Origin of the sequence: Brachybacterium sp. GPGPB12 (genome assembly GCF_038396325.1) — a bacterium.
GTDB classification, from domain to species: Bacteria; Actinomycetota; Actinomycetes; order Actinomycetales; family Dermabacteraceae; genus Brachybacterium; species Brachybacterium conglomeratum.
The window spans coordinates 1,736,478-1,755,438 of sequence record NZ_CP149573.1 but is presented as its reverse complement, the minus strand read 5'-3'; the positions used below and the strand labels follow the sequence as shown (position 1 = coordinate 1,755,438).

The following is an 18,961-nucleotide window of genomic DNA, read 5'->3' as shown; positions in this document are numbered from 1 at the left end:
CGGCGAGGCTCAGCGCCGGAGCTCGGCCTCCCCGTCCTGGGGCCTCTCCCAGTTCTGCGCCGGGGCGAGCTCCTCCTCGGCGGTCGGGGCCTCGGAGTACTCGCTCAGCAGCGGACGCGAGGCGCGGCGGCCATGGCGCTCCCGCCAGGGCCGCGGATCATCGTCGACGGGCGCGCGCGTCCGAGGGTGCCGACGGGTCCTCCTCCACCGCGCCGGCGGGCGCGGCCCCCGTCGCCTCGGCGGACGAGGGAGAGGGGCCGACGGGATCGGCACTCGCGTCGGAGACCGTCGGTCCATCGCTCGAGGTGTCGCCCGGCCGTGCGGCCGATGTGCCGGTCGAGGACTCCGCGGAGGCGCCGCCCTGCGTCGCTCCGGTGCCGACCGGACCCTGGTCGTCCCGTCGGCCGCGCGCCACGAGGACGCCGAGCACGACCAGCACCAGCAGGACGACCGCCAGGATCGCGAGAACAGCAGGCACGGGCAGATCGGACATGACGGCTCCTCGTGGTTTCGGCGGGCCGCAGGCGGTCCGTCCCGCCCGGGCATACCCCGATTCCACCAGATCGATGTCCGTTTTGGGTGGATTTCTCGCCAGTCGGTCGAAGTGCCCCGCACTGTCCGGGCGCCGGCTCGTCGCGCCCCGCGCCGGTAGGCTGTCTGGCCGTGACCAGTCCTGCGCACCGCACCGAACCCGACGACCACGCGCCCGGCGAGGAGGCGAGCCCCTCCGTGCCCGGCGGCGCGCTCGTGGACGATTCCCGCCGCGTGCTCGTGCACCTGCTCCAGGGCCCCTTCCTCGACGGGCGCCGCGACGGCGGCCGCTACGCGCAGCCTCTGCGGGACCGGGTCGCGATCGAGGCCCGGCTCGCCGACCTCTTCCTCGAGCTGATCGTCGACGACGACGCCCAGGTCGCCTTCGTGCGCCAGAGCGAGGACGACCCCGACGCCCCGAAGCTCCTGCGTCGTCTGACCGGCATGAACCGGCTCGACTCCGTGCTTGCTGCTCGTCTTTGCGCCAGATGCTTGCTGACCCAGTCCTCCCGCGGCCAGCGCACCGTCGTCTCCGAGGCGGAGATCCAGCAGGCGCTGGCCGCCTATCGCCGCACCACCTCCACCGACGAGGCCGGCTTCGCCAAGGAGGTCCGCGCCTCGATCGCGAAGGTCCAGCGTGCCGGACTGCTGGACGAGCAGGGCGACGACTTCGAGGTCTCCCCGGTGCTGCGGCTGATGATCGGGCCCGATACGGCGCGCGAGTTCATCTCCCTGTACCGGCAGGCCGGGGTCGACGGGCTCGAGGACCCCCGCGACGCTGAGGATATGGACGGCGCGGACGACGAGGACGGGGCGGCGTCGACCGACTGATGAACGGCGTGATCTGAGCTGATCCACGGCGTGATCTGAGACGCATTCCCGTCGGGGCGGCGGCTGTGACCGGGACGGTTGTCTCGCGGCTCCGGACGCAGACCCACAGAGGTGCTCTCGGCAATTGAGTGACGCGAGAGTTGCGTAATAAGGTCAGGCTCACCTCACCCCTGGATCGGGGGTGCCGAGAGAAGGATCGCCCCATGTCGAGCTCGTTCACGCGCCGCTCCGTCGTGCTCACCGCCCTCGCGGCGCCCGCCCTCGCCGCCTGCGGCGGCGGCGACGTCGCCGGCACCGACGCCTCCGACGCGGGCGGCGGCTCCGGCGCCGCGGCCGACGCCTTCCCGGCGACCGTCGAGCACCTCTACGGCACCACCGAGATCGCCGCGGAGCCCACCCGCATCGCGACCGTCTCCTGGGTCAACGCCGACACCGTCCTCGCGCTGGACATCGTGCCCGTCGGCCTGCCGCTGGTCGAATGGGGCGGCAACGACAACCAGTCCACCGACTGGATCGACGCGAAGCTCGAGGAGCTCGGCGCCTCCTGGGGCAGCGAGAACGCCCCGACCACCTACTCCGAGGCCGACGGCGTCAACACCGACGAGATCGCTGCGCTGACCCCGGACCTGATCATCGCCGCCTACTCCGGTCTCACCGAGGAGGAGTACGCGACCCTCAGCAAGATCGCGCCCACCATCGGCCCGCTCGCCGCGAACTACACCGCCTCCTGGGAGGAGGTGCTGACTGCCGTCGGCACCGCCACCGGCCGTAGCGACGCCGCCGCCGAGCTCGCCGAGCGACTCACCGCCGACCTCGCCGCCGTCGGCGAGGAGAACCCGGCCGTGGCCGGGTCGACCTTCATCGCCGCGAGCCTGTCCACCACGGACCACACCATCTCGATCTACTCCGGCGACGACACCCGCCCGCGCTTCTTCACCGCGCTCGGCATGACCCAGGCCGAGGTCGTCACCGAGAACACCGCCGACGAGAACACCTTCTACTTCGACTGGTCCGCCGAGCGCGGCGACGAGCTCGTCTCCGACGTCCTCTACACCTGGGCCGCCGCCGGCGACACCGTCGAGACCTTCCAGGACGATCCGCTGTTCGCCCAGATCCCCGCGGTCGCCAGCGGCGCCCTCGTCCTCACCCCCGACGACCACCAGACCCTCTCGATCTCCGCGGCGAGCGTGCTGAGCCTGCCCTGGGCGCTCGAGAACGTGGTCCCCTCCGTGATCGAGGCCGCGCAGACGGCCCAGGCCTGAGCGGTGCCCGCCCGCCCCACCCTGCTCGCGACCGCCGGAGCCCTCGCGGCCCTGGCGGTCGCCTGCGTGCTCTCCCTGCTGGTGGGCGCCCGCACCGTCCCCCTCGACGCGGCCTGGCAGGCCGCGCTCGCCTTCGACCCGGCCGACGCCGATCACGTGGTCCTCGCCAGCCGCCTGCGGCGCACCCTCGCCGGGCTCGCCGTCGGCGTGGCCCTGGCGCTCGCCGGCGCCGGGCCGCAGGGCATGACCCGCAACCCGCTGGCCGATCCCGGGATCCTCGGACTGAACTCCGGCGCGGCCGCGGCCGTGGCCACCGGCGTCTACCTCTTCTCCTTCTCGAGCGTCACCCAGTTCATGGCGGCGGGCTTCGTGGGCGCGGCCCTCGCCGCCGTGCTCGTCTACGCCCTGGCCGCCGCGAGCCGCACCGGCGCCACCCCGATCACCCTCGCGATCGCCGGCGCCGCCGTCACCGCGGGGCTCGGCTCCCTCGTCCACGCCCTCGTGATCCTCGACCAGGGGGCGCTGGACCGGATGCGGCTGTGGCAGGTGGGCACCCTCGGCGCCCGCGACCTCGGGGACCTCGCGGCCGTCGCGCCCGCCCTGCTGATCGGGGCCCTGATCGTGCTCGGCGCCGCCCGGTCCCTGAACGCCCTCGCCCTCGGCGACGACGCCGCCGCCGGGCTCGGCGTCCACGTGGGCCGCACCCGGGTCGTGCTCGGCGTCGGCATCGTGCGCTGGTCGGGGCGGCGGTCTCCCTCGCCGGACCGGTCGGCTTCCTCGGCCTGGTGGTCCCGCACGCGGTGCGCCTGCTCGTCGGCTCGGACCACCGCCGCCTCTCGCCGCTCTCGCTGCTGCTCGGCCCCGTGGTGCTGCTGCTGGCCGATGTGGTCGGCCGCGTCATCGCCCCGCCCGCCGAGGTGCAGGTCGGCGTGATGACCGCGCCGCTCGGCGTGCCCGTCTTCCTCGTGCTGATCCGGACCCGGAAGCGGGTGGCCCTGTGACCTCGCGCCGCCTCCTCCTTCCGCTGCTGCTGGTCCTGGCCGTGGCGGGGCTCCTCACCGCCCGGGTGCTTGCTGGGCACCCCCTTCGTCTACGCCGACCTCGCCGTGCGGGCCGTGCTCGGCGAGCAGATCCCCGGCGTCTCCTTCATCGTGATGGACGACCGTCTGCCCGCCGCGGTCGTCGGCGCGCTCGCCGGGGCGGCGCTGGCCCTGTCCGGCACCGTCTTCCAGACCCTGCTGCGCAACCCCCTGGCCAGCCCCGACGTGATCGGCGTGACCCTCGGCTCCTCCGCCGCCGCGGTGCTGGCGATGGCCGTGCTGGACGCCCAGGGCATGGCCCTGTTCTGGTGGACGCCGCTGGGCGGCCTCGGCACCGCGCCGCTGGTGCTGTGGGTGGCGCGGGCGCACCGGCCCGGCGGTCCGGGGGCCGGCGGCGCCGGCGCGGTCGACGACCGCTTCGTGCTGGTGGGCCTCGGGGTCGCCGCCGGCTTCACCGCGCTGATCCAGTACCTGCTCAGCCGGATGGAGTCCCAGCAGGCGGGCGATGCGATGCACTGGCTGGTCGGCTCCGTCGCCGGCTCCACCTGGCCTCGCGCCGCCGTGCTCGCCGCCTCGCTGGTGGTGCTCGTGCCGGCTGCTCGCCGCGCTGGTGGGCCGGTCGCGGATCCTGCGACTGGGGGACGAGACCGCCACCAGCCTCGGCCTGCCCGTGCCCGCCACCCGCATCGCGCTGGTGATCGTGGGGGTCTTGCTGAGCTCCTTCACCGTCGCGGTCGCCGGCCCGCTCGCCTTCGTCGCCTTCCTCGCAGGACCCCTCGCGCGGATGCTCGCGGGCCGGCCCAGCTTCCTCCTCGCGGCGCCGCTCGGCGCCGTGCTCGTGCTCGCTGCCGACGTCGCGGGCCAGAACCTCTTCGGCCGGCACGAGATGCCGGCCGGCGTCATCACCGGAGCGCTCGGAGCGCCGTTCCTGCTGTGGATGCTCGTGCGCTCGAAGACCTCCGGAAGTGGAAGGTGATCCCGTGGCCCAGCTGACCGCCCGGAACCTGCGGCTCGCCTACGAGCGACGCGTCGTCGTCGAGAACCTCGACCTGACCCTCCCCGAGGGGAAGGTGACGATGATCGTCGGCGCGAACGGCTCGGGGAAGTCGACCCTCTTTGCGGGGCCTGTCGCGCCTCTTCGCCGCCCCGTCAGGGGTCGGTGCTTGCTGGACGGCGCCGACATCCACTCCCTGCGCGGCAAGGAGCTCGCCCGCCGGCTCGGCCTCGCGCCGCAGTCCCCGCTCGCGCCCGACGGGGTGACCGTGCGGGAGCTGGTCACCCGCGGCCGCTACCCGCACCAGGGCCTGTTCCCGCAGTGGAGCGACGAGGACGAGCAGGCGGTCGCCGAGGCGCTGGCCCTCACCCGCACCGACGAGCTCGAGGGCCGTCTGCTCGACGAGCTCTCCGGAGGGCGCGTCAGCGGGTGTGGATCGCCATGGCCCTCGCACAGCGCACCGAGGTGCTGCTGCTGGACGAGCCGACCACCTATCTCGACGTCACCCACCAGCTCGAGGTGCTCGACGTGGTCAGCGAGCTGAACCGCACCCGCGGCACCACCGTGGCGATCGTCGCGCACGACCTCCAGCTCGCCGCCCGCTACGCCGATCATCTCGTCGCCGTGCACCGCGGCGCCGTCCACTGCCAGGGCGCCCCGGCCGACGTGATCACCTCGGCCATGGTCAAGGAGGTCTTCGCCCTCAACGCCCTGATCGCCCCCGACCCGGTCACCGGCACCCCGATGGTCGTCGCCGCTGGGCCGGGAGGCCGCCCCCGAGACCGCCCCCGACGCCTCCCGGGGCGCCGACGGCACCGACCCCGAATCCGCACGCCAGGCCGCCGCCGGGACCGTCCCCGGCACGGCCGACGAGTCCGAGGAGGACCCCATGTCCGTCGCCACCGACCAGCACCGCACCGCCGCCCGCGCCTCGGAGGAGCCCGTGCTGGTCCCCGCGCTCGAGGGGAGCCCGCGGCTCGCCGTCACCCTCACGGTCGGCGCCCGGACCATGGTGGGCGAGAACCTCGTGCGCCTGACCCTGACCAGCCCCGAGCCGCGCCATCTCGGCGTGGGCGGGCCGCCGCTGGACGTGCGCATCAAGCTGATCATCCCGGGCCCCGAGGCGAGCGTGGACCACTTCGCCGCGCCGCGCCCCGACGCCGTCTCCGACCCCGACGCCTTCGCGGGCTGGTATCGCGACTGGGCGCAGGTCGACACCGCCGAGCGCGGCTGGATGCGCACCTACTCGATCCGCGAGATGCGCGGCGCGGGCCATCCCGGGAACCTGGGGGAGGACCCCGAGCTGGACATCGACATGGTCCTGCACCTCGAGGAGCCCGCCGTCCCCGGCTCCGGGGTCGCGGCGCGCTGGGCGGCCGCCGCCGAGGTGGGCGACACGATCACGATGCTCGGCCCGAACCGCCGCCTCGTCGGCCCCGACTACGGCGGGATCGAGTTCCGTCCCGGCACCGCCCGGCGCCTGCTGCTGGCCGGGGACGAGACGGCCCTGCCCGCGATCTGCGCGATCCTCGAGACGCTCCCCGCCGGCTTCACCGGCCACGCCTTCATCGAGGTGCCCGGCGCCCGGGACGAGCAGCGGGTCCTCTCCCGCTCCGACGTGGAGCTGACCTGGCTCGCCCGAGGCGACGCCCCGCACGGCACGCCGCTGGACCCCGCGGTGCGGCGCCTCCTGGACGAGCGGCCGGAGCTGTGCCAGGACTGCTCCGTCGGCGTGCCCTCCGAGACGGGCGAGTTCGAGGAGGTCGACATCGACCAGACGATCCTGTGGGAGACCACCGAGGGGCACGGCCCCTTCTACGCCTGGCTCGCCGGGGAGGCCGGGGTGATCACCACCCTGCGCCGCCACCTGGTCAAGGAGCTCGGCGTAGACCGCAAGCAGGTGAGCTTCATGGGCTACTGGCGCAAGGGGCGTGTCGAAGGGTGAGCACGAAGGCGACCCACCCGCGGGGCTGACAGACTCCTCCCATGCGCGCCGTCGTCATCGAGAAGTTCGGTCTCCGTCCCGAGGTCCGCGACCTCCCCGCCCCCTCGGCCCCGCCCGGCGGCGTGGTGCTGGACGTGGAGGCGACCGGGGTGTGCCGCTCCGACCATCACGCCTTCGCCGGACACGACGACACGGTGACGCTCCCGCGCGTGCCCGGGCACGAGATGGTCGGCCGCGTCGCCGCGCTCGGCGACGGGGTCACCTCGGTGCGGGTCGGCGACCGGGTCACCACCCCCCTTCGTCGAGGGTCGCGGGCGCCGCCGCTGGTGCCGCGAGGGCGCCGCGCAGATCTGCCCGGACCAGACCCAGCCCGGCTTCACCCACGACGGCTCCTGGGCGGAGCAGGTCGCGATCCGGGCCGCCGACCACAACCTCGTGCCCGTCGGCGAGGACCTGCCCGCCGAGGCGGTCGTGACCCTCGGCCGCCGCTTCGCGACCGCGTACCGGGCGCTGACCGCCCGCGCCGGGCTCCGCGCCGGGGAGACCGTCGCCGTGATCGGTCGCGGCGGGGTGGGGCTCTCGGCGGTCATGATCGCCGCCTCGCTCGGCGGCCGGCCGATCGCCGTCGACATCGATCCCGGCGCCCTCGCCCTCGCCCGCGAGCACGGCGCGGCGGTGACCGTGGACTCCCGCGGCCTGGATCCGGCGGCGACGGCCGCGGCGATCGTCGAGGCCGCGGGGGAGCGGCCGACGGCGAGCGTCGAGGCGCTCGGCCGCGAGCCGACGACGGACGCGGCGCCGCTCGCCCTCGCCCCGCTCGGGCGCCATGTGCAGATCGGGCTGTACGCGGAGCCGCCGCGGCTCGCGATCCCTCGCGTGATATCGCAGGAGCTCACCGTGCTGGGCGGCCACGGCATGGCCGCCGCAGACTATCCGGGGTCGCTCGACCTGGTGCGGGAGGGCTCGCTGCGCCCGCAGGACCTCGTCACCCGCACCCTCGACCTCGAGAAGGGCTGCGAGGCGCTGGTCGAGCTGGGGGAGCGCACCTCTGCCGGGGTGGGGATCATCCGGCCGTGAGCGGGCGCCCCGGTCCGCCCCGCATCGCGATCGGACTCGGTACCCTGACGGGGTGCCTACCACGACTGACGCCGCGAACACCCGGGGAGAGGACGTCCTCGACCTCCCCGGCATGGCCGGGACGGACGCCCCCGCCGAGCCGGCGGTGACCGACCCCGATCATCCGCACCCGGGGCAGTGGCGGCTCACCCATGTGCAGATCTCCAACTGGGGCACCTTCCACGGCACCCATGACCTGGCGATCTCCTCCAAGGGCTTCTTCCTCACCGGCGGGCCCGGCACCGGCAAGTCCACGCCGCTGGACGCGATCAGCGCCCTGCTCACCCCGCCGCGCACGCTCCAGTTCAACGCCGCCGCCTCCGACGCCGGCCCCCAGCGCTCGAAGTACCGCCGCACCGTCGCCAGCTACGTCCGCGGCGCCTGGGCGATGCACTACGACCAGGCCACCGGCGAGTTCAGCCAGGAGGTCTTGCGCGAGAAGACGACCCTGTCGGTGCTCACCCTGCGCTACGGCGACGGCCGCGGCGGCACGGTCCAGCTCTCCCGTCTCTTCGCTCCTGCACGCCGGCCACTCCGCGGACTCCGACGTGAAGTCCCTCTACGTCATCGCCCGGAAGCCCCTGGACGTCACCGACCTGCGCCAGTTCGTCTCCACCCAGATCGAGGGCAAGGCGCTCGAGGCCGCCCATCCCGGCACCCAGACCTTCCGCCAGTTCCGCGAGTACCGGGCCGCTTTCTGCCAGCCGCTGGGCATCCCCGACGAGAAGGCGCTCGGGCGCTGCACAAGATCCAGTCCGCCAAGGAGCTCGGCGACGTCAACGCGCCGCTGCGCGACTACATGCTCGACGAGCCGCGCACCTTCGAGCTCGCCGACCAGGCGCTGGCGAACTTCCACAACCTCTCCGAGGTGTACGAGGCCCTGGTGACCGCGCGCGAGCAGCGGGACCTGCTGCGCACCCTGCGCACCACCCACGAGGACTGGTCCGCGATGCGCGAGCGCGGCGGCGAGCTGGTGGACCGCCGCGCCGACATCGACGTCTTCGCCGCCCAGCACCTGGTGCGGTTGCTGGGGAGGAGACCGGGCGGCTCCAGCTGGAGCGGGACTCCCTCACCGCCCAGCGGCGCCGCCTCACCCAGGACGTGGCCGAGGCCCGCTCCGACCTCGCCCAGCTCAAGGAGCGCGCCGCCGCGCCGGCGGCGGGGAGATCGACGACTGGAAGCGACAGATCGCCGGGCTCGAGGTGGAGCGGGAGCGCCGCCGCGAGCGGGCCGCCGAGTTCGCCTCGCAGCTGGCGACCGTGGAGCCGCGCACCCCGGCGGGGGAGGACATGTTCCTCGGCCTGCGGCGCGAGGTCGCGCAGCCTGCGCGAGTCCCTCGAGGAGGAGGAGCGGGGCGCCGACGCCGCCCGCTGGGAGGCGGAGGCGACCGTGCGCGAGCTCGGCGCGACCCTTCAGCGCACCCGCGAGGAGCTCGCCTCCCTCACCTCCCGCGCCTCGAACCTCCACTCCGAGGACGTGGCGGCGCGCGACCACATCGCCGCCGAGGTGGGCATCGCCCCGACCGAGCGCCCTTCGCCGCCGAGTCGCTGCTGCAGGTGCGCGACGGCGAGGAGGAGTGGACCGCCGCCGCGGAGCAGGCGCCGCGGGGACTGGCCCGCTCGATCCTCGTCCCGGACCGGGCGTACCGCCAGGTCGCCCAGGTCATCGACCGCACGAAGCCGCGCCGTCGGATCTCCTACAACCGGGTCAACACCGATCTGCGCCGCCCCGCGAAGAACATCGACGAGCGCTCGCTCGCGGCGAAGCTCGACGTCAAGGACGGCGAGTTCCACGTCTGGCTCTCCCACGAGATCGCCGCCCGCATGGACTACACCTGCGCCGAGAACCTCGAGGAGTTCACCCGGCTGAACCGGGCCGTGCTCCGCTCCGGCCAGATCAAGCACTCCGCCACCCGGCACGAGAAGAGCGCGGACCGGCAGATCAACGACCGCTCCCAGTGGGTGCTCGGCTTCGACAACCGCGCCAAGCGCGCCGTGTTCGAGCAGGAGCGCACCCGCGCCGAGCAGGCGCTGTTCGAGGCGCAGGCCCGCCGCAAGGACGTCGAGGTCGAGCGGGAGCGGCGCCGCGAGCGGCTCTACGCACTCCAGGCGATCAGTGCGGTCACCTGGGACGACATCGACGCCGCCTCGGTCGCGCGGCGCGTGGCGAACCTGCGCGACATGGTCCGTGCCGCGGAGGACGGCTCCGCCGCCCTCACCGAGCTCGCCCGCCAGATCGACGACGTCGAGGCCTCGATCGCCGCGAGCGACGAGGAGCCGCTCGAGGTGGTGCGCGCGGCCGGGAAGACCTCCGAGCAGGCCGAGCGGGCCGAGGAGCGCCTCGCCCAGGCGAAGGAGCGCATCGCCGAGACGAGCCTGGACCCCGAGGTCGAGGAGGAGCTCGCCGCGCGCTTCGCCGCGATCGCCCCGACGCTCGTGCTGTCCACCATCGACCGCGTCACCAAGGACGCCTCCGCCACCCTCGACGCGGAGCTGATGGACCTCACCAAGCGCACCTCCCGCGCCGAGGAGGACATGCGCACCGCCATGCGCGAGTTCTCCCGCCGCTGGCCCGCGCAGGCCGGGGATACCGCCCCCACCCTCGAGGGGATCGAGGACTATCTCGCGATCCTCCAGCGGATCGAGGAGGAGAAGTCGCCCGACGTCGAGGACCGCTTCTTCGAGTTCTTCACCGGCAACACCCTCGGGGACGTGCAGGCGCTGGCCACCGCGATCGCCCGCGAGCCCGCCGAGATCCGCAAGCGCCTCCAGCGCATCAACGCGCCGCTGGCCCAGGTCGAGTTCCACTCCGGGCGCTTCCTGCGGCTGTCCATGCGGCCCGTGCACCTCGCGGCCCTGGACGAGTTCCGCAAGGCGCTCGAGGAGGCCGTGGCGGACACGGCGCTGAACGACATCTCCCGCGACCGGGAGCTGGCCGAGGAGCGGTTCCTGTCCCTGCGCCACCTGATGCACCTCATCGGCGCCGCCCGTACCCGCGACGACCAGGTCTCCCGCGTCATCCTCGACGTGCGCCGGCACGTGCACTTCCACGCCGAGGAGGTCGACGCCGAGGGCACCGTGGTCCACGCCCACGAGTCCGGCGGCCCCCTCTCCGGCGGTCAGAACGAGCGCCTGGCCACCTTCTGCCTCGCCGCGGCGCTGCGCTACCAGCTCGCCGGCACCGGGCAGGAGGTGCCCCGCTACGCGCCGATCATCATCGACGAGGCGTTCTCCAAGGGCGCGGGCAAGTTCATCACCGCCGCGATGGAGTCCTTCCGCCACTTCGGCTTCCAGGTCATCCTCGCCAACCCCGGCAAGAACCCGCAGGCGCTCGCCCCGTTCATCGGCGGCGTCGGCGTGGTCTCGATCCGAGAGGACCGCTACTCCTCGGTCTCCCCGGTCGAGTTCGTGCCGGTCGAGGAGGGCTGAGCCGGGCGCTCGCCGGCCGATGGGGAGTTCTCCCCATCGCAGGGCTCCCCGAGGGGCCGATACCCTGGTCGCCATCCGCGCGGAAGGGTGACGGAGCAGGACGTCGCCGCGGGCGGCGCGACGGGAGAGGCGGTCGAGGATGTCAGCGCTCCCCCGAGGGACCGGGGACGAGATCCCGGGCCAGGACGCCACCCATGCGCGGATCCGCTCCCTGCTGGGGGACGTGACCGCCGTGCTCCTCGAGCAGCGACCCGGGCTGATCGCCTTCCGCGACCACCGCCCCGAGCGCGACCGCTCCTCGGGCGGCTCCTGGCACGGGTCGCAGACTCTCTGCCACGTCAGCGCCCTCCTCGCGGCCGAGGGGACGCCCGATCCCGATCAGGCGGCGAGCGCGAGGCTGGTCGAGTCGGTCGAGCGCCGCGCCGCGGCCCACGGCCTCACCCGCCGCTCCGCCGAGGAGGCGAACGGAATCCTCGACGCGACCTGGGGCGGGTCCGACGGTGATCTGCTCGAGGTGATCGTCGGCGTGCGCGTCGCGGTGCGGGCCATCAGCGCCCCGTTCCTGCCGGGCTCCCTCCAGCCGATCACCACCACCAGCCCGGTCTCGGCTCTCAGCCCGCCGACCCCGCCCCCGCGCCTCGTGCGCTGATCCGCTCGAGCGCGCCGAGCGGGATCGGCGACCAGTCGGGGCGCTGACGGGACTCGTACAGCGCCTCGTACACCGCCTTGTCGGCCTCGAAGGCGGCGAGCACCGCGGAGGCGGGCATCCCCGCCTCCGCCGCCCAGCCCTCGAGGAAGGCGGCACGGGCGTCGGCCGCCCAGGCGCTCGCGTCGACCCCGTGCTCGAGGGCGACGGCGCCGGCGACGTAGTCGAGGCCGCGCAAGATCCCGGCGACGTCCCGCGCGGGGAGTCGGGCAGGGCGCGCTCGGCGAGCGGCCGCGGCGGCTCGCCCTCGAAGTCCAGCGAAGCACCCAGCCGCGCTCGGGCGAGGCGAGCACCTGGCCGAGGTGCAGGTCCCCGTGGATGCGGCGCATCGCGGGCCACGTCTGCCCCGCGGCGGCGTCCAGCAGGGCGGCGAGCGGCTCCCGGTGCGCGGCGACCTGCTCGACCTCCGCGGCGACCTGTGCGAGACGACCGTGCATCTGCGCGATCACGGTCCGGACCGCGCCCTCGTCGGCCGCGACCGTGCCGAGCGCGTCGGCGAGATCGCGGTGCACCTCGGCGAGGGTCATGCCGAGCGCCCGGGCGGGGGCGGTGAAGTCCTCGCCGGCGCGCGCGAGCCGCGGCGCGACCCGCCAGGCGTCCTCGACCTGCGGCAGGAACTCCTGGGCGACGAGGGCATGGGTGCGCATCGCTCCGGTGCGCACGGTCGCGGCGCCGACGACGGCGGGCACGTGGGCGGAGCCCTGCGCGGTGAGCGCGCCCTGCGCCGCCGCATCGGGGTTCTCCCCGTCCTGCGAGACACGGAACAGCTTCACGATCAGCGGGGAGGCTCCCTCCGTCTCGATGATCAGGGAGGTGTTGGACTGCTCCCCGGCCAGCACCCGGTCGCGCATCGCCCGGCCCAGCGGCGCTGGGGAGTCGGGGAGGGTGCGGTGGGAGGCCAGGGACAGCCCGGGGCCGGCGGCGCCGTCGCCGGAGACGAGGGTCGCGACCAGGGCGGCGCGCCCGTCGGCGTCCCGCGTCGCGTCGTCCACCCGCAGCGGACCGCCGGCGACCGCGAGCACCCCGATCTCGGCGCCCTCCTCGGGGGCGGGGGCGTCCTCGGGGCGGCGCGGCACGAGCGGGACCTGGTAGAGGGCGTCCGGCTCCCGGGACCCGGTCGACCCGGTGGCGGGAGCGGCGTCCGGGGCGCCGGTCGTGCCGTCGGCCGCGCCGTCGGGCCTGCTGTCCACCGTGCCGCCGGCCGCGGGGCGGTCACCGTCGCCGAGATGCACCGCGGCCACGAGCAGGACCGTCGCATGATCCGGGGCGATTCGCAGCGGCGCCCACCCGGCGACCTCCACCTGCGGCGCGCCGGCGCCCTTGTGCGCGTACCAGCGCTGCTGCGGCATCCAGGCGGCGAGCGCGCGGCGGCGAGGTCGAGCACCTCCCCGAGCGGCGGCAGGAGGGTCATGTCGAGCAGGGCGGTGGAGCGCGCATCGGCCATGGGGTCACTCTACGGTCGAGGGGTCCGGGAGGGAGGGGCAGGGCCGCCTCCCCAGGGCCTGCGCCGCGGCCGTTGCTAGGCTGGGCCGGTGCTCGAGCCCCCGCTCCGTCCCCCGCGCGCGCGTGGGCCGCGCCCGCTGACCCGCGCGGCGGCGCCGCTGGCCTCCGCCGCGCTCGCGGTCTCTCTCGCGCCCGCCGCGTCTGCGCTCGGGGAGGACGGCCCCTTCGAGTTCCCCGCCCAGACGCAGACCCTCTCGATGATCCCCGGGACGGTCACGCGGATCCCGCTGCGCGCACTGGTCGCCGACGACGTCGAGGACCAGGTCGACCTGGACTCCGCACGCCTCGCCGTGCCCGAGGAGCTCGACGAGGCGGTCCGCTCGACGATGGAGCTGGGGGAGGACTCGCTCAGCATCGCGGTCGCCGGGGAGGGCACCTGGACGCCGCTCGGCCAGGAGCTGGTGTTCACGCCGGCTGCTCGGGGTGCAGGGGCCCAGCACCCCGATCGCCCTGACCGTCGGGGGCCTCCACGACAGCCGCTCCCTGCCCGTGGTGCTCACGCCCGAGCCGCTCGAGCTCGAGCGGCTCGACGCGCAAGGCTCCGCCGGGGAGGCCACGACCGTGGAGTCGCCCGACGACGTGCCCGAGGACGGGGCCGTGCGGCTCGAGCTCGCGGATCTCCCGGCCGGCTCGACCGTCGACCTCGCCGGCGACCGCGCGACCGTCCCCGACCAGGGCGCCTGGCGACTCTCGAGCGATCGCCGCGACTTCACCCACACCCCCGCGGGCCCAGGCCTCGGCCGCCAGCTCGACCCGGTCCTCTACGTGGTCGAGGACGAGGAGGGCGCCGTCGAACGGGCCGGGCAGGTCACGCTCACCATCCCGATCATCTCCGACCTCGACCGCTCCGCGCCCTTCGGCGAGGACATCGTGTTCGTGGTGGGGGAGGGGCGACAGAACGTCGACCCGACCACGGCGCGTCTGGAGCCCCTCGGCGACCAGGCGGCCTACGAGGCCTCCGCCGACGGCACCCGCGTGACCGAGCGGGACGTGGGCGTGTGGACGCTGGACCGCGCCACGGCCACGGTCCGCTTCGCCCCGGAGAGCGACCAGGTGCGCCTGGTCGCGCCGATGGGCATCACCGGCGGGGACGGCGAGGGCGCGACGGCCGCGACCGCGCCGCTGAGCACCGCCTATCCCGTGCTCTTCTCCCGGCGAAGAGGCGGCCCTGCCCGGCACGGAGATCGTCTTCGACCTCAGCACCGGCATCCGTGACGTGCGCTCGGACTCGCTGCGCTTCGACGCCGCCGACGCCCCCGACGGGGCCGACGTCTCGGCCGACGGGACGACCCTGACGGTCCCCGACCAGGGCACCTGGCGGATCGACCTCGAGTCCCGCACCGTCACCCTGACCCCGCAGGAGGGCTTCGAGGGCACGGCCGATCCGGTGGCGATCACCGCCCGCGGCGTCTACGCCGACAACCCCGTCAGCGCCTCGCTCACGGCGATCTACTCGCCGATCGTCGCGACCCTGCGCGACGACGAGGCGCGCACCGCGCCGGGCCGCCCGGTCTCCGTGGACGTGCTCGGCAACGACACCGCCGGCGGCGGCTCGCGGCCCCTCGAGCCGGCCACGGTGGAGATCAGCGCCCTGGAGGCGACCAACCTCGCCGACCTCCGCGACGGGCGCGGCAAGCGCCTCGTGATCCCGGGGGAGGGCGAGTTCACCGTCAGCGGCAACGGCGCGGTGACCTTCACCCCGGAGGAGGGCTTCTCGGGACACACCTCCACGATCACCTACCACATGGTCGACAGCGCCGGCATCCCCGCTCAGGCGAGCCTCGCCGTCGACGTCGACCCGGACCTGGACGCCGCCGGCGAGTCTGGCCCCGAGGTCTCCGGCATCAACAGCGTGCTGGCCGGGCTGATGCCCTCCTCCCCGAGCACCGCGCTGGTCTTCGGCACGATCGTGATGCTCGCTGCTCTTCGGCGGCGCGATCTCGCTGTGGACCGGGACGCGGAGCGAGGTCGATCGCCGGGACTGGGAGGACTGACCGGGGCGAGCGGCGCCGCGCGGGGCGCTGGCTCAGCGACCCTCGGGGACGGGGACCGGCGCCTTCAGCGCGTCGGCGGCCGCGGCCGCCGGCGCGAGGTCCGTGAAGCCGGCGCCGAGCAGCAGATCCACGTCGGTGCCCTCCCTCGCCTCGTCGAGCTTGAGCACGGGCTCGACGTCGGCCGTGGCGAGCTGGGCGCGCACGGACTGGGCCGCGAGATAGCCGGTCGGTCCGTGGACGATCGTGGCGGGGCCGCTCGCGCGCGGGTGTTGCCCGGCTCGCCGGTCTCGTAGCCGCGGCCTGCGAGCTCGTTCGCGGTCTCGCCGGCGAGACCGCTGCGGGTGGTCCCGTTCAGCACGGTGACCGTCACCTCTGCGGGCGGCGGCGGCACAGCGCCCTCGTCGGGGCACTCCACGGCGACTGGGTCCGGCCCGATCTCCTTCGGCGCGATCATCCCGGGCTCCTCGACCGGCTCGCGCGGCTCGCCCACCGCGTACACGCCGACGGCGATCAGCGCCACGGCGAGCACGGAGAAGAATGCCAACTGCGTCGCGCGGAGCCGGCGCGTGCGACGCGACCGCGTGTCGCGACGGCGCACGTCGTCGGCAGAACGGCCGTAGGGGTGCGCGTCGCGATGGGAGGTGGGCATCGCAGGTGTCAGTCGTCGAGCGGGCGGTACCGGATCCCGAAGGCGTCCAGGCGCGGCAGGTGGGCGCGCAGGCGCTCCTGGAACTCGTCCCAGCTCTGCTCGGGAGAGCCCCAGGCCCGCTCGGCGAAGGCGCACAGGCGCGGGAAGGCCATGTACTGGATGGCGCCGGCGTCGGGCAGGTACTCGGTCCACAGCTGGGCCTGCAGGCCCATCACCAGGCGCTCCTGGTCCGCGCTCATCTTCTTGGGCGCAGGCGACCGGTGTACACGTCCTCGAGCGTGGTCCTCCCGCCGATGGCGAGCGGCTCGTCGGCCGGGTCCGCCTGGTAGTGGTCGAAGTAGAGCAGGTCGGAGGTCGCCACGATCGTCTGGAAGCCGCGCGCGGTGGCCTCCGCGACGCCGGCGGGTCCGCGCCAGTTCATGATCACGGTGTCGTCGGGCAGATGGGTCTCCAGGACCTCGTCCCAGGCGATGGCGCGCTTGCCCTGCTCGGCGAGCACCTCGGAGGCGAAGGTCGTGAAGCGTCCCTGGATCTCCGAGACACGGGTCAGGCCCCACTCGTTCATGCGGGCGCGGGCCTGGGAGGAGCGCTCCCACTCGCCGGTGGGGCACTCGTCGCCGCCGATGTGCACGTAGGGGGCGGGGAAGATGCCGGCGACCTGCGTGAGCACGTCGCGCAGGAAGTCGAACACCTGGTCCGAGACGCCGAGCACGTGGTCGGAGATCCCCCACACCTCGCGCACGCCCACCTGCTGCTCGGGGAAGTTCCCCAGCTCCGGATAGGCGGCGACGGCGGCCTGCATGTGCCCGGGCAGGTCGATCTCGGGGACGATCATGATCCCGCGGCGCCGCGCGTACTCGACGAGGCCCTTGAGCTCCTCCTGGCTGTAGGAGCCGCCGTGGCGCACGCCGTCGAAGGTCCAGGACTCCTCGTCCCCGCTCATGTGGCCGACGAGCGTCTGCTCCCGCCACGCGCCGACCTCGGTCAGGCGCGGGTAGCCCTTGATCTCCACGCGCCATCCCTGGTCGTCGGTGAGATGGAGGTGCAGGACGTTCAGACGGTGCAGGGCCATCCCGTCCAGGAGGGTCTCGATCTCCTCGACCGGGAGGAAGTGGCGCGAGACGTCCAGGTGCATGCCGCGCCAGGCGTGCTTCGGGCTGTCGGCGATGGTCACGCACGGGATCGACCCGTCGGCCCCGGTGACGATCTGGGCGAAGGTGTTGCGCCCGTCGGCCAGGGCCGCCTCGCTGCCGGCGCTCAGCGCCGCGCCCTGCGGGGAGATGGAGAGGGCGTACTCGGTCGCCGGCAGGTCCTCGCTGAGGCCGACGGACAGGCCCTCCCACGGGTCGGTCGTCTCCCACATGCCCTCCGACCACACGACGGATCGGGGCGGCGGGACGAGGGCGATGGGGTCGGGCATCCGGATCTCCTGAGGGACGTGGGAGTTCGTGACCCGACCAGTCTGCCACGTGGATCACATCCCGCGGCACGAACCGGCCCGGACGCGGAGGAGCCCGGTCGGCGATGCCGACCGGGCTCCTCCACCATGTCGCCCTGCTCCTTCCCGGTGACGCTCTCGCGTCGAGCAGGCCGTCATGGTCCTCTGCGCGACTCCTGCCGACTCAGCGGTAGGTGACGAACACGTGTGGGGCGTTCCAGATGGTGCGCTCGACGACCTGCTGGCGCGAGCCGGAGGCGTCGATGATGCCGTTGCCGCCGGTGAAGATCCCCATGTGGCCGTAGTCGTTGCCGGTGAAGGCCACGAGGTCGCCGGGCTTGGCCTGCGACTTGGGGATGATCCGCCCGCCGAAGGTGTAGCCCTTGGCGGTCTTGCGCGGCATGTCCATGCCGGCCTGGTTGTACGCGTGGTACACGAGGCCGGAGCAGTCCAGGCCGGAGGCGGGCGTGGAGCCGCCCCACTTGTAGCGGACCCCGAGCTGGGCGCGGGCCGCGGAGACGATGGCGGCGCCGTTGACCGTGGTGCCCGAGCTCGCGCCGGTGCCGCCGGAGGGGACCGACACGCCGCTGTACAGGGCGCTCCAGGTCTTCGGACCGACCACTCCGTCCACGCCGATGCCGGCGGCGGACTGCAGGGAGCGGACGGCCGAGCCGGTGGCGGAGCCGAAGACGCCGTCGACCTTGAGATCGGCACCGCGGGCGTTGAGCCCGCTCTGCAGGGTCGACACGGCGGTGCCGCGGTCGCCGTGACGCGCCTTCGGCCGCGAGGAGGACGAGCCGGCCGCGGGAGCGGAGGACGAGCCGCCGGTCAGGGCGTTCCAGGTCTTCGGACCGACCACGCCGTCCACGCCGATGCCGGCCGCGGACTGACGGTTCTTGACGGCCCGCAGGGTCGCGGAGCCGAACACGCCGTCGACCGTCAGGCTCGCGCCGTGGGCGTTCAGACGCCGCTGGAGGTAGGAGACGGCGCGCCGCCGCGGGAGCCGAGCCGCGGCTTCACCGAGGTGTACTGCGTGCTGGCGGGCGCGACGGCGGACGCGGCCGCGGGGATCGCGGCGGCGGTCCCGGCGGACGGCGCGGCGGAGGCGGCGGAGGCGGCGGGCGCCTGCGCGGTGGCGGAGGTGTCGCCGGCGAGGGCGGCGGTCGCGGAGACGGCGCCGATCACGGCGGCCCCTCCCACGCCCTTGCCGACCGGGGCGGCGAGCCCTCGGTAGTCGATCACGGCACGACCGGGAGCCCGGTGCGTGGCGCGTGGAGCGGTGCGGAACATCGGTGGCGATCACTTTCTCCGTCGCCTCGCAGTCGATATGCCGCGGACCTGAGGGGAGTCCGCGGAGCCTGCGCCCGTCACCCAGGGAAGCGGAGGAAGGAACCGGACCGGTGACGGGGAGGCGGCGGCCCGGTGGGAGCCGCCTCGGAAAGGGCGGCACCGCAGGTCACTGTAGGGGTGAGGGCATGTAAGACCACAGGTGCATTTGCTGTCGGGCGTGCAGTTCTTTGCGAA

Annotated in this window: 17 protein-coding genes and 6 pseudogenes; 15 read left to right on the top strand and 8 right to left on the bottom strand. The window is 74.3% G+C overall.

Features of this window, described 5'->3' with window-relative positions; translation table 11 throughout:
* Window positions 1-157: 157 nt before the first annotated feature.
* Window positions 158-493, bottom strand: a complete 336-nt coding sequence (locus WKH84_RS10220) for a hypothetical protein (protein ID WP_341856543.1) — start codon at window positions 491-493, stop codon at window positions 158-160.
* 170 nt (window positions 494-663) lie between these two features.
* On the opposite strand from WKH84_RS10220, the gene WKH84_RS10215 reads away from it, so the two are divergent.
* The 13 genes and pseudogenes from WKH84_RS10215 to WKH84_RS10155 all read left to right on the top strand — a co-directional run bounded on the left by WKH84_RS10215 (window position 664) and on the right by WKH84_RS10155 (window position 11,147).
* Window positions 664-1,362: a DUF4194 domain-containing protein gene (locus tag WKH84_RS10215; protein WP_341856542.1), complete on the top strand. Its 699-nt coding sequence runs from the start codon at window positions 664-666 to the stop codon at window positions 1,360-1,362.
* 203 nt (window positions 1,363-1,565) lie between these two features.
* Complete coding sequence (locus tag WKH84_RS10210) at window positions 1,566-2,624, top strand: ABC transporter substrate-binding protein (RefSeq protein ID WP_341856541.1); 1,059 nt, start codon at window positions 1,566-1,568, stop codon at window positions 2,622-2,624.
* Between the two features lie 3 nt (window positions 2,625-2,627).
* Window positions 2,628-3,287 (top strand): annotated as a pseudogene (locus tag WKH84_RS10205) (iron chelate uptake ABC transporter family permease subunit); the annotation flags it as partial.
* 122 nt (window positions 3,288-3,409) lie between these two features.
* Window positions 3,410-3,625, top strand: a complete 216-nt coding sequence (locus WKH84_RS10200) for an iron chelate uptake ABC transporter family permease subunit (RefSeq protein ID WP_341856540.1) — start codon at window positions 3,410-3,412, stop codon at window positions 3,623-3,625.
* A gap of 153 nt (window positions 3,626-3,778) precedes the next feature.
* Window positions 3,779-4,204: pseudogene (locus WKH84_RS10195) on the top strand (iron chelate uptake ABC transporter family permease subunit); the annotation flags it as partial.
* Window positions 4,170-4,640, top strand: coding sequence for an iron chelate uptake ABC transporter family permease subunit (locus WKH84_RS10190; protein ID WP_341856843.1), 471 nt, complete (start codon window positions 4,170-4,172; stop codon window positions 4,638-4,640). The pseudogene WKH84_RS10195 and the gene WKH84_RS10190, both read left to right, overlap by 35 nt.
* Before the next feature lie 4 nt (window positions 4,641-4,644).
* Window positions 4,645-5,411 (top strand): annotated as a pseudogene (locus WKH84_RS10185) (ABC transporter ATP-binding protein); the annotation flags it as partial.
* 136 nt (window positions 5,412-5,547) lie between these two features.
* Window positions 5,548-6,603, top strand: a complete 1,056-nt coding sequence (locus WKH84_RS10180) for a siderophore-interacting protein (protein ID WP_341856539.1) — start codon at window positions 5,548-5,550, stop codon at window positions 6,601-6,603.
* Between the two features lie 41 nt (window positions 6,604-6,644).
* A pseudogene (locus WKH84_RS10175) lies at window positions 6,645-6,839 on the top strand (alcohol dehydrogenase catalytic domain-containing protein); the annotation flags it as partial.
* A gap of 199 nt (window positions 6,840-7,038) precedes the next feature.
* Window positions 7,039-7,680: a zinc-binding dehydrogenase gene (locus WKH84_RS10170; protein ID WP_341856538.1), complete on the top strand. Its 642-nt coding sequence runs from the start codon at window positions 7,039-7,041 to the stop codon at window positions 7,678-7,680.
* A 112-nt stretch (window positions 7,681-7,792) separates the two neighbouring features.
* A pseudogene (locus WKH84_RS10165) lies at window positions 7,793-7,984 on the top strand (ATP-binding protein); the annotation flags it as partial.
* Window positions 7,985-8,267: 283 nt separating this feature from the next.
* Window positions 8,268-8,606, top strand: coding sequence for a hypothetical protein (locus tag WKH84_RS10160; RefSeq protein WP_341856537.1), 339 nt, complete (start codon window positions 8,268-8,270; stop codon window positions 8,604-8,606).
* A 315-nt stretch (window positions 8,607-8,921) separates the two neighbouring features.
* Entirely contained in the window at window positions 8,922-11,147 is a 2,226-nt protein-coding gene (locus WKH84_RS10155) for an SbcC/MukB-like Walker B domain-containing protein (protein ID WP_341856536.1), read from the top strand.
* Window positions 11,148-11,289: 142 nt separating this feature from the next.
* Here WKH84_RS10155 and WKH84_RS10150 read toward each other — a convergent pair whose 3' ends face one another.
* Together WKH84_RS10150 and WKH84_RS10145 are read right to left on the bottom strand one after the other, a co-directional pair.
* Window positions 11,290-11,484 (bottom strand): hypothetical protein, encoded by a 195-nt coding sequence (locus tag WKH84_RS10150; protein WP_341856535.1) that lies wholly within the window; start codon window positions 11,482-11,484, stop codon window positions 11,290-11,292.
* 41 nt (window positions 11,485-11,525) lie between these two features.
* Window positions 11,526-13,202, bottom strand: a complete 1,677-nt coding sequence (locus WKH84_RS10145; RefSeq protein WP_341856534.1) for a hypothetical protein — start codon at window positions 13,200-13,202, stop codon at window positions 11,526-11,528.
* A gap of 577 nt (window positions 13,203-13,779) precedes the next feature.
* Here WKH84_RS10145 and WKH84_RS10140 point away from each other — a divergent pair.
* Window positions 13,780-14,571 carry a hypothetical protein gene (locus WKH84_RS10140; RefSeq protein WP_341856533.1) on the top strand — a complete coding sequence of 264 codons (792 nt, stop codon included), beginning with the start codon at window positions 13,780-13,782 and terminating at the stop codon, window positions 14,569-14,571.
* A 1-nt stretch (window position 14,572) separates the two neighbouring features.
* Window positions 14,573-15,643, top strand: a complete 1,071-nt coding sequence (locus WKH84_RS10135; RefSeq protein WP_341856532.1) for an Ig-like domain-containing protein — start codon at window positions 14,573-14,575, stop codon at window positions 15,641-15,643.
* Window positions 15,644-15,661: 18 nt separating this feature from the next.
* On the opposite strand, the pseudogene WKH84_RS10130 reads toward WKH84_RS10135, so the two are convergent.
* The 5 genes and pseudogenes from WKH84_RS10130 to WKH84_RS10110 form a co-directional block, all read right to left on the bottom strand.
* Window positions 15,662-15,804: pseudogene (locus WKH84_RS10130) on the bottom strand (LytR C-terminal domain-containing protein); the annotation flags it as partial.
* A 203-nt stretch (window positions 15,805-16,007) separates the two neighbouring features.
* Window positions 16,008-16,238, bottom strand: coding sequence for a family 20 glycosylhydrolase (locus WKH84_RS10125; RefSeq protein WP_341856531.1), 231 nt, complete (start codon window positions 16,236-16,238; stop codon window positions 16,008-16,010).
* Window positions 16,235-17,419, bottom strand: a complete 1,185-nt coding sequence (locus WKH84_RS10120; protein WP_341856530.1) for a beta-N-acetylhexosaminidase — start codon at window positions 17,417-17,419, stop codon at window positions 16,235-16,237. Before WKH84_RS10120 ends, WKH84_RS10125 begins: the two co-directional genes overlap by 4 nt.
* A 202-nt stretch (window positions 17,420-17,621) precedes the next feature.
* Window positions 17,622-18,380, bottom strand: coding sequence for a peptidoglycan-binding protein (locus tag WKH84_RS10115; protein ID WP_341856842.1), 759 nt, complete (start codon window positions 18,378-18,380; stop codon window positions 17,622-17,624).
* 17 nt (window positions 18,381-18,397) lie between these two features.
* Window positions 18,398-18,679, bottom strand: coding sequence for a hypothetical protein (locus tag WKH84_RS10110; RefSeq protein ID WP_341857085.1), 282 nt, complete (start codon window positions 18,677-18,679; stop codon window positions 18,398-18,400).
* Between the last annotated feature and the right edge of the window lie 282 nt (window positions 18,680-18,961).